The 10,691-nt window shown below is 63.5% G+C and carries 7 protein-coding genes and 1 pseudogene; 2 read left to right on the plus strand and 6 right to left on the minus strand.

The genetic code is table 11. The features are described 5' to 3' along the window. Positions 1 to 50 precede the first annotated feature (50 nt). Positions 51 to 1,424 carry a GTPase/DUF3482 domain-containing protein gene (locus PSTU_RS0115185; protein WP_019341879.1) on the plus strand — a complete coding sequence of 458 codons (1,374 nt, stop codon included), beginning with the start codon at positions 51 to 53 and terminating at the stop codon, positions 1,422 to 1,424. An 85-nt stretch (positions 1,425 to 1,509) separates the two neighbouring features. Here PSTU_RS0115185 and PSTU_RS0115190 read toward each other — a convergent pair whose 3' ends face one another. After that, complete coding sequence (locus tag PSTU_RS0115190) at positions 1,510 to 2,430, minus strand: DMT family transporter (protein ID WP_036993317.1); 921 nt, start codon at positions 2,428 to 2,430, stop codon at positions 1,510 to 1,512. 89 nt (positions 2,431 to 2,519) lie between these two features. Between PSTU_RS0115190 and PSTU_RS20890 the strand changes: the two are divergent. Continuing rightward, positions 2,520 to 3,435 (plus strand): annotated as a pseudogene (locus PSTU_RS20890) (LysR family transcriptional regulator). A 28-nt stretch (positions 3,436 to 3,463) separates the two neighbouring features. Here PSTU_RS20890 and phoU read toward each other — a convergent pair. From phoU to PSTU_RS0115220, 5 genes are all read right to left on the minus strand, one after another. Beyond that, entirely contained in the window at positions 3,464 to 4,189 is a 726-nt protein-coding gene (gene phoU, locus PSTU_RS0115200) for a phosphate signaling complex protein PhoU (protein WP_019341881.1), read from the minus strand. 185 nt (positions 4,190 to 4,374) lie between these two features. Beyond that, the gene (gene pstB, locus PSTU_RS0115205) at positions 4,375 to 5,205 is read right to left on the minus strand and encodes a phosphate ABC transporter ATP-binding protein PstB (protein ID WP_019341882.1); all 831 of its coding nucleotides are present in this window, start codon (positions 5,203 to 5,205) and stop codon (positions 4,375 to 4,377) included. A gap of 78 nt (positions 5,206 to 5,283) precedes the next feature. Next, positions 5,284 to 6,954: a phosphate ABC transporter permease PstA gene (gene pstA, locus PSTU_RS0115210; RefSeq protein ID WP_019341883.1), complete on the minus strand. Its 1,671-nt coding sequence runs from the start codon at positions 6,952 to 6,954 to the stop codon at positions 5,284 to 5,286. 54 nt (positions 6,955 to 7,008) lie between these two features. Then, on the minus strand, positions 7,009 to 9,285 hold the full coding sequence (locus PSTU_RS0115215) for an ABC transporter permease subunit (protein WP_019341884.1): 2,277 nt from the start codon (positions 9,283 to 9,285) through the stop codon (positions 7,009 to 7,011). Positions 9,286 to 9,496: 211 nt separating this feature from the next. Further along, positions 9,497 to 10,465, minus strand: a complete 969-nt coding sequence (locus PSTU_RS0115220; RefSeq protein ID WP_019341885.1) for a PstS family phosphate ABC transporter substrate-binding protein — start codon at positions 10,463 to 10,465, stop codon at positions 9,497 to 9,499. Between the last annotated feature and the right edge of the window lie 226 nt (positions 10,466 to 10,691).

The following is a 10,691-nucleotide window of genomic DNA, read 5'->3' on the forward strand; positions in this document are numbered from 1 at the left end:
GCGCCGCACTACGCCCACTGCTACAGGAATGCCAACGAGGAATCTCGACCATGAGCGCACCGCTAAAACTCGCCCTGGTCGGTCACACCAACGTTGGCAAAACTTCGCTGATGCGCACCCTCACCCGCGACATTGGGTTCGGCGAGGTCTCGCATCGGCCGAGTACCACTCGTCATGTCGAGGGCGCGCGGCTGTCGGTGGATGGCGAGCCGCTGCTAGAGCTCTACGACACGCCGGGGCTGGAAGATGCCATCGCCCTGCTCGACCATCTGGAGCGCATCGAACGCCCTGGCGAGCGCCTTGATGGTCCGGCGCGCACTGCGCGGTTTCTCGAAGGCAGCGAGGCACGCCAGCGTTTCGAGCAGGAGGCCAAGGTGCTGCGCCAGCTGCTGGCCAGCGATGCCGGCCTCTACATCATCGACGCCCGCGAGCCGGTACTGGCCAAGTACAAGGATGAACTGGCGGTGCTCGCCGGCTGCGGCAAGCCGCTGCTGCCGGTACTCAACTTCGTCGCGCAACCCGGCCATCGCGAAGCTGAATGGCGCGAGGCGTTGGCACGGCTGGGGCTGCACGCCCTGGTGCGCTACGACAGCGTGGCGCCGCCGATCGACGGCGAGCGCCGACTCTATGAAAGCCTCGCATTACTACTGGAACAGTCGCGCCCCAAACTGCAGCGCCTGATCGACGACCATGAAGCCCAGGCGGCGGCGCGGCTGAGCGAGGGCAATCGGTTGATCGCCGAGCTACTGGTGGATGTGGCGGCCTGTCGACGTAGCGTCGCCGCCCAGCCTGACCTGGAGCGCGGCGCCATTCGTGAACTGCACGACGCCGTGCGCGCCCGCGAACAGCGCTGCGTCGAATCCCTGCTGCGCCTCTACGGCTTCCGCCCACAGGATGCCGCGGCGGCCGATTTGCCCTTGCTAGACGGCCGCTGGGGCGACGATCTATTCAACCCGGAAACGCTCAAAGAACTTGGCGTGAAGATCGGTGGCGGCATGGCCGCCGGGGCGGCAGCCGGTGCCGGCGTCGATCTGATGGTCGGTGGTATCACGCTGGGTGCGGCGGCACTGCTCGGCGCGATCGCCGGCGGCGGCGCGCAGACGGCACGGCACTATGGCAACCGCCTGCTGGGCAAGCTCAAGGGCCAACGCGAACTGACCGTGGATGACGCCGTGCTGCGCCTGCTCGCGCTGCGCCAGCGCCAGCTGTTGACCGCCCTCGCCGCGCGTGGGCATGCCGCGATGGACGCGATCCGCCTCGATACCCCGGACGACAAAGCCTGGCGCGAGGGCAAGCTACCTGAGGCGCTGCACCGTTGCCGCGCGCATCCACAATGGTCATCGCTGAATCCCGGAGCACGGCTGGAGCAGGCCGAGCGACAACAGCAACTGGCGGAACTGGTCGCCAGCCTGCAGAAGAGCTAGTCAGTATCCGCAGCTTGGTGGGTGGGCTCTCTCACACTCACAGACGACTCAAAGAATCTGAGCTGATCGATGTCCGCACTCGCTATCAGGTACGTGCCGGTAACCTGCTATTGACTGCAACCGGCGCCTGCGTACGGCCGAGACGCAGAGTACCCAGCGTCGCGATCATGATCAGCAGCCCGCCGATCCAACCCTGCAGCCCCAGCCGTTCGCCGAGCCAGAACCCGGCGATGAGCGCGCCAAACAGCGGCTCTGAGCCCATCAGCAGCGACACCCGCGTCGCGCTGGTACGGCCCAGCGCCAGGTTTTGCACGTAAAGCGCAAACAGCGTGGCGAAGCCCACGAGATACAAGCTGGCCGCCCAGAATGCCGGACTCTGCGGCAAAGCCGGCAGCCCGCCCGGCAGCGACACGCCAAGCAGCAGGCAGCCCGAGGCGACCACCCCGCTCTGTACCGCCGTCAACGCCAGCGGCGGCACCTGTCGGTCGGCGGTCAGCCGTCGGGTCAGGCATACCAGCACCGCGCGCAGCACCGCAGCGGCCAGCATCAGCCCATCGCCCAGGTTGAGCGACATAGCCATACCTCCGGTCAGCAGCCAGACGCCGGCCAGCGACAACGCACAAGCTGCAAACAGAAGGTTACTCGGGCGCTGACGCAACATCGCCCATTCGACAAAAGGCGTGAACACCACACACAGGCTGATGAGAAAGGCGGCGTTACTGGCGCTGGTCAACATCACACCCCAGGTTTCGCAGAGGAAAATTCCCAGCATCACCAGCCCCAGCGGTAGGCCTGGACGAATCGCGCGCCGGCCCTCGCCGCGCAGCTGCGGGATCAGCAGGATGAAGGTCAGGCCAAAGCGAATCGCCAGAAACCCCAGCACCGGATAGAACCACAGCGCCTGCTTGGCCACCGCATAGCTGCTGCCCCAGATGATCGCCACCATCAGCAGCATGGTGTCGGCCAGCCGGAGGTTGCATCGTGCCCTACAACGCCAATCGTGCATGCTGCCCACCCGCTTCAACTGAACGGACCGATTGTCCATTGATACGCTGAGGTCGATAATCCAGCGCTTCGGAAAAGGACTTGTTCAGCATGAGAACGAATGATCAAGCGACCTTGCTGCCTGGCATCGCCGTCTTCGTGCGCGTGGTCGAGGCTGGCAGTTTTTCCGCCGCGGCCCGCCAGTTGGGGCACCACCGCGTCGGCGGTGAGCCGGCAGGTCGCGCGGCTGGAACAGGCGCTGTCGCTACGGCTGCTGGAGCGCACCACGCGCCAGCTGCGGCTGAACGAAGCCGGCAGTGAGTTCTATGCGCATTGCCGAACGATGCTGGACGCCGCCGACCAGGCACTGGCCATCGGCGAGCGCTTGATGAGCAGCCCACGCGGGCTGGTACGCCTGAGCGTGCCCAAGGCCTACGGCAAGTTCGTCATCAGCCCGCTGATGCCGGGGTTCCTGCGCCGCTACGGCGAGGTCGAGGTGCAGCTGCAGATCAGCGACCTGAGCCCCGACTTAATCGAAGACGGCTTCGACCTCGTGGTGAAGGTGACCGATCAACCGCCCGAAGACCTTGCCGGCAAGCCACTGGGGCCGGTGCGTCAGTTGCTATGCGCCAGCCCGGCCTACCTGGCACAACAGGGCACGCCGCAGCATCCGCAGGAATTGCTCCGGCACAGTTGCATCTATTTCGGTGAGCGTGCGGGCGACAACCGCTGGCATTTCAGCGATGGCGAGCGACAGGAAGTGGTGACGGTGCGCGGCCGCTATGTCTGCAACCACAGCGAAGCGCGGCTGGAAGCGACGCTGGCGGATCTGGGCATTACCGTCCTGCCGCATTTCACCGCCGCGCAGGCACTGGCCGACGATCGGCTGTGTGAAGTGCTGCCGCAATGGCGTTACACCGGCTCGTACCAGGGGGCGGCCTGGCTGCTGTGGCGGCAAAACCAGCACCTGCCACCGAAGCAGCGGGTGCTGATCGACTACCTCAGCGAGGCGCTGGCGCAGCGCTGATCGCTGAGCCAGGCGCCGCGACGAGGGATCAGTCGCGCTTGTTGGCGACTTCCTCGGCCATCCGCGTCAGGCCCAGGTGGCGCACGTCGGTGCCGCGCACCAGGTAAATCACCATTTCGGCGATGTTGCGCGCGTGGTCGCCGATCCGCTCCAGCGAGCGCAGCACCCAGATCACGCTCAACACCCGCGAGATCGAACGCGGGTCTTCCATCATGTAGGTGACGAGTTCGCGCAGCGCGGTCTTGTACTCGCGGTCGACGGTCTTGTCGTACTGTGCGACCGACAACGCCAGATCCGCATCAAAACGCGCAAAGGCATCCAGCGCCTCCTGCACCATTCGGCGCACCTGGTCACCGATGTGGCGAACCTCGACGTAGCCGCGCGGAGCCTCGCCGTCTTCGCACAGCTCGATGGCGCGGCGGGCGATCTTCGTCGCCTCATCACCAATACGCTCCAGGTCGATCACTGACTTGGAGATGCTGATGATCAAGCGCAGGTCGGAGGCCGCCGGCTGACGACGGGCCAGAATGCGAATGCACTCCTCGTCGATGTCGCGCTCCATGTGGTTGATCTGGTCATCGACGTCACGGACCTGCTGCGCCAGCCCGGAATCGGCCTCGATCAGCGCGGTGACCGCGTCATTGACCTGCTTCTCCACCAGGCCGCCCATCGCCAGGAGATGACTGCGCACCTCTTCCAGCTCGGCGTTGAACTGCTGGGAGATGTGTTGCGTGTGGCTGTCTTTGCTGATCATTGTTCTCGCTCCGAGGAGGCTGCCGTTAAGCGGCTCTGGTGCGCGGCGCACCCGTGTAAATTGGACTCCACCCAAACCCGTCTGGGCTTTGGCAGAGTGTGTCAGGCAAGGAGGCGGAACGCAGACAGTACGATGTGTACGGCAAGTTCCGCCGACGCCGCCTGGCGCGCTCTGACATGGCCAGACTAACCGTAGCGGCCGGTGATGTAGTCTTCGGTCTGCTTCTTGTCGGGATTGGTGAACAGGGTATCGGTATCGCCGTACTCGATCAGCTTGCCCATGTACATGAAGGCGGTGTAATCGGACACCCGCGCGGCCTGCTGCATGTTGTGGGTGACGATGACGATGGTGTACTTGGCCTTGAGCTCGTAGATCAGCTCTTCGACCTTCAATGAGGAAATCGGGTCGAGGGCCGAACTCGGCTCGTCGAGCAGCAACACTTCCGGCTGCACGGCGATGGTGCGGGCGATGACCAGACGCTGCTGCTGACCGCCGGAGAGGCCGAGCGCCGATTCGTGCAGACGATCCTTCACCTCGTCCCACAGCGCCGCCCCCTTGAGCGCCCATTCGACGGTCTCGTCGAGCACGCGCTTCTGCTTGATGCCCTGGATGCGCAGGCCGTAGACCACGTTCTCGTAGATGCTCTTGGGGAAGGGGTTGGGTTTCTGGAACACCATGCCGACGCGACGACGCAGGTCGGCCACATCCTCGCCCTTGCGATAGATGTTGGTGCCGTCGAGGTTGATGGCACCTTCGATGCGGCAGCCGTCGACCAGGTCGTTCATCCGGTTGAAGCAGCGCAGCAGGGTGGACTTACCGCAACCGGACGGGCCGATGAACGCGGTCACGCGCTGGCGCGGAATGTTCATGCTGACGTTGTACAGCGCCTGCTTTTCGCCGTAGTAAAGGCTCAGGTCGGGCACTTCGATAGCCACGGCTTCGTTAGCCAGGTCCAGTGCGCGCTTGTCACGACCCAGCGCCGAAATGTCGATGGAATGCGTCTTTGCTTGTGACATGGGATGTCTCCGTATCGCTGGAGGCTAGAAGCACGGGCTGCGATCGTGCAGCGCCGGCCTCCAGCGTGTTATCGGCTGTTAGTGGTCGAGCGCTTTGTATTTTTCGCGCAGATGGTTACGAATCACGACGGCAGAGAGGTTCAGGACCGCAATCACCAGCACCAGCAGCAGCGCCGTTGCGTAGACCAGCGGCCGTGCGGCCTCGACGTTGGGGCTCTGGAAACCGACGTCGTATATGTGGAAGCCCAGGTGCATGATTTTCTGATCGAGGTGCAAATAGGGATAGTTCCCGTTGAGCGGCAGGCTTGGTGCCAGCTTGACCACACCCACCAGCATCAGCGGAGCGACCTCGCCAGCGGCACGGGCCACAGCGAGGATCAGGCCGGTCATCATCGCCGGGCTGGCCATCGGCAGTACCACTTTCCATAGCGTCTCGGACTTGGTTGCGCCCAGTGCCAGCGAGCCTTCGCGAAGAATTCGCGGAATACGCGCCAGGCCTTCCTCGGTGGCGACGATCACCACCGGCAACGTCAGGATCGCCAGGGTCAACGATGCCCACATCAGGCCTGGCGTACCGAACACCGGCGCCGGCGCCGCTTCGGGGTAGAAGATCCGGTCGAGCGAGCCGCCCAGCACATAGACGAAGAAGCCCAGGCCAAACACGCCGTAGACGATCGACGGCACGCCGGCGAGGTTGTTCACGGCGATGCGGATGATGCGGGTCAGCAGGCCCTGCTTGGCGTATTCGCGCAGGTAGACCGCAGCGATCACGCCGAACGGGGTGACGATCACCGCCATGATGATGGTCATCAGCACGGTACCGAAAATCGCCGGGAAGATGCCGCCTTCGGTGTTCGCCTCACGCGGTTCGTCGCTGACGAACTCCCAGACCTTGGCAAAGTAGAAGCCCATCTTGTCGAGCGTCGACATGGCGTTCGGGCGATAGGCTCGGACGATCTTGCCGAGGCTGATCTCCTTTTCCTGACCGTCCATGGTGCGCATGGTGATGCTGTCGCGGTTGAAGCCGGTGTAGAGCGAGGTCAGCTCGCCCTCGAGCGCCTTGTACTCGGCGTCCCACTGCGCACGCTCGGCATCCAGTTCGGCCTGCGCGGCCGCGTCGAGCTGATCGTCCAGTTCCAGCTTGCGGGTCTTCAGGCGCAGGCGTTCCAGGCCATGGTTGATGCGCCCGATATCGACCTTCTCCAGCTTGTTGATATCAGCATGCAGCTCGTCGATGCGCTCAATCCGCTTTTGCAGCTCTGGCCATGCCGCCTCGCCCTCGGCAACCAGCTGGCCGCTTTCCTTGACGTTCAACAGCTCGCCATAGAAGTTGCCCCACTCGCGGCGCTCCAGCGCCACCAGATCGGCCGGCTTGCGCGAGTTGCTCAGCCACTCGCCAACGACCCAGGAGAAATCGGCGCCGTAGACTTCGCGGTTGCCGACCTTGAGCAGTTCACGGGTCATGAACTCGCCGCCTTCGACGTCCACCGGCAAGCCACTGGCCGCCAGGCGTGCACGCGGCACCTCCTCGGCCTGTACCACTTCACCGGCCATCACACGTGGCTCGGCACCCGGAACCTGGTAGTCGGCAACGATGACGTCATCCGGCCAGAAATGCTCCAGGCCGCGCACGGCGATCACCGCCAGCAGGCCGAGGGTCATGATCACGGCGATGGACACCGCACCGGCGTTCATCCAGACCCAGGGGCTGCCGCTCTTGATCCAGGTTTTCAGCGAATCCTTTTTCACGGATCGATACCTTTGTCGAAAACTTGTCGCAGCCGTCACCGGCTGCGTTCTGTATTACAGGCTGGCGTACTTGCGGCGCAGGCGCTGACGGATCAGCTCGGCCAGGGTGTTCATCACAAAGGTGAACATCAGCAGCACCATCGCGGCGAGGAACAGCACGCGGTAGTGCGTGCTGCCCACTTCCGATTCGGGCATTTCCACCGCCACGTTGGCCGCCAGGGTGCGCATGCCTTCGAAAATATTGGCTTCCATGATCGGCGTGTTGCCGGTGGCCATCAGTACGATCATGGTTTCGCCGACGGCGCGGCCCATGCCGATCATCAGCGCCGAGAAGATGCCCGGGCTGGCCGTCAGCAGCACCACGCGGGTCAGCGTCTGCCAGGGCGTCGCGCCCAGCGCCAGCGAACCCAGGGTGAGACTCTTCGGCACGCTGAATACGGCGTCTTCGGCGATCGAATAGATGGTCGGGATCACCGCAAAACCCATTGCGATACCGATCACCAACGCGTTGCGCTGATCGAAAGGAATGCCGAGATCGTTGGACAGCCACAGGCGCATGTCACCGCCGAAGAACCAGTTCTCCAAGTGTCCACTGACCTCCAGCGAACCCCAGCCTACGAACAGGATCACGGGGATCAGCAGCACGGCTTCCCAACCTTCCGGGACGCTCAGTCGGATATTTTCCGGCAGCCGACTCCAGAACCAGCCCGCGAACAGGATGCTTAACGGCATCAGCAACAGCAGGCTGAAAATGCCCGGCAAGTGGTTTTCTAGATAAGGCGCGAGAAACAGGCCGGCAAAGAAGCCGAGGATCACCGTTGGCAGCGCTTCCATCAGCTCGATGATCGGTTTGACCTTGCGGCGCAGCGTCGGGGCCATGAAGTAGGCGGTGTAGAACGCCGCACAGATGGCCAGCGGCGCAGCCAGCAACATCGCGTAGAACGCCGCCTTGAGGGTACCGAAGGCCAGCGGCGAGAGGCTCAGCTTGGGTTCGAAGTCGCCCGTTGCCGAGGTGGACTGCCAGACGTAATCCGGCTCGGGGTAGCTTTCGTACCAGACCTTGCCCCACAGCGCATCCCAGGAAATTTCCGGGTGCGGGTTATCGATCACGAAACGTTGCAGCTGGTCACCCGACTCCACCAGCAGGCGCGTGGCACGCGGCGACATCGCAGCGACCGCAGCGCCGTCGGCGACCTGCTCGGTCAGCAGCTCGCGATGAGCCGTGCTGTGGAAGATGCCCAGGGTGCCGGCACTGTCGAGGGCGAGAAAGCCCTTGCGGCGCTCTTCGGGAAGGAGCTGGGTGATCGGCTGATCAGCCAGCTGGAAGTTGCGGACGTTCTTCAGCTCGGCCTGGCCGTCGTTGCTGCGCACCATGAACCACTGCCCGATGCCGCCGGTGGAGTCGCCGACCATCAGCGAGATACCACCCAGCAGCGAAGCCACCGTGGTGATCTCGCCCTTGCCGGTGAGCAGCTTGTAGCGACCGTTGAGTTGCTTGCGACGCAGATCGAAGACATCGACGCTGGCGCGACCGCTCACGGCGAACAACCACATGTGCCGCGGGTCGATACGCAGCGCCTTGATCGGCTCGGAGAGTTGCGGCAGGTCCATGCGCTCCTCTTCCAGGCTTTTTTCGCCGGTCATCAGGTTTTCGGTAGAGACGATTTTCAAGGCATGCAAAGCGCCATCCGTAGCGCCTGCCACCATCAGGGTCGAGCCGTTGAGGCTGATGGCAGCATGCTCGATGGGCCGCCCTTGCGAATCAAGGTTCAGCGGCTCTTCACCGAAGGGATAGTCCAGCTGCGGCGTGATGGTCTTCTTGCCATCCGGATAGCTGACTTTGTAGTTGTGCTCGGCAACCAGCACCTGGCCATTGCTCAGCCCCAGCACCATGCGGCGATTGCCCGGCGTGTCCTGGCCAACCGAGACGATCTGGCTGCCAGCCGGCAGCGGCAGCTCTACGGTGCGCAGCAGCTCGCTCGTGGGTACGCTGAAGAACCGCACGGCTCCGTCGCTGCCCAGGCGCATCGCCACCTTGTTCTGCTCTTCGACCGCCAGTAGCAGCGGCGCGCCGGCTTCGGCCAACCAGGCCGGCTGCTGGGCATCACGCGCTTGCAGTTCAGCGCCCTGGAACATGGGTGCCACGACCTGGGCGAGGTAGAAGAAAATCAGGCAGATCGCGCCGAGCACGGCGAGGCCGCCAATGGAGACATACCAACGCGCCAGTTTGTCTTTCAGCGCGCGAATACGGCGCTTGCGTTGCAGAGCCGGGGTGTTGAAGTCCAGCCGTTGCACATCGGAATTCGCGGTCATGGTCTCGATATCGTTCATGCGAAGGTTCCTGGCCGCTCAGGCCGCTACACTGCTGCGCCGCTTGGGCGCGAGTCGTTTCCTGGCTTGTTCGGCCGCTCGGGCGCCTAATTTAATGCAGCTGTGTGACAGAAAAATTACAGCGAGGTGACGCGACGACGCCCACCAACGCGCGGAGCGTGGCGGGCGTCGCTACAGCTCGCGGCAAGCGCCGCGAGGCTGGCGTGAGGGCTTAGTTCAGACCCAGCTCTTGCATGGTCTTGTCGACCACTTTCTTGGGCAGCGGGATGTAGCCATCCTTGACCACGACTTCCTGCCCCTGCTTGGACAGCACCAGCTTGAGGAACTCGGCGTCGATCGGGCTCAGCGGCTTGTTCGGCGCCTTGTTGACGTAGACGTAGAAGAAGCGAGCCAGCGGGAACTTGCCGGCCAGGGCGTTCTCTTCGTTGGCTTCGAAGGCCTCGCCACCCTTGGACAGGGGCACAGCGCGGACGCTGGAGGTCTTGTAGCCAATGCCCGAGTAGCCGATGGCGTTCAGGGTGCTGGAGATCGACTGCACCACCGAGGCAGAACCCGGCTGCTCGTTCACGTTAGGCTTGAAGTCGCCCTTGCACAGCGCTTCTTCCTTGAAGTAGCCGTAGGTGCCGGATACCGAGTTGCGGCCGAACAGCTGGATCGGCTTGCTCGCCCACTCACCGGTCAGGCCGACGTCACCCCAGGTGGTGATGTCCTTTTCGCCACCGCACAGACGGGTGCTGGAGAAGATTGCGTCAACCTGCTCGATGTCCAGGCTCTTGATCGGGTTGTCCTTGTGAACGAACACGGCCAGGGCGTCGATAGCGACCGGCACCGCGGTCGGCTTGTAGCCGTACTTTTCCTCGAAGGCCTGGATTTCGTTGTCCTTCATCGGACGGCTCATCGGGCCGAGGTTGGCAGTGCCTTCGGTCAACGCGGGCGGTGCGGTCGAGGAGCCGGCAGCCTGAATCTGGATGTTGACGTTCGGGTAGGCGCGCTTGAAGTCTTCGGCCCACAGCGTCATCAGGTTGGCCAGGGAGTCGGAACCGACGCTGGACAGGTTGCCGGAAACGCCGGAGGTCTTCTCATAGGTCGGCAGTGCCGGATCAACTGCGGCGACTGCGTTAACAGCGCCTACACCAGCGGCAGCGAAGGTCAGGGCCGCCATCAAAAGATTCAGTTTCATTCCATGCTCCTAGCAGGGGTGTGTCAGTGTTTGGATCGGGGGCCATTGTCTGCAGGCCGTGTGAACACTCTATGAACCGAATATGACAATCTGGTGACGATACTGAACTTTAGGCCTGCCCGGTCGCTGTCACTATCTACAGCCGCTATACTCGCCCCCGCCCGCACTGCTGCGGGCCATTCGCGCAAAAAAACAAACGCGCCGCGAGTCCAACCAATGAACGAAT

The organism is Stutzerimonas stutzeri SDM-LAC (genome assembly GCF_000235745.1).
Lineage (GTDB): Bacteria > Pseudomonadota > Gammaproteobacteria > Pseudomonadales > Pseudomonadaceae > Stutzerimonas > Stutzerimonas stutzeri_H.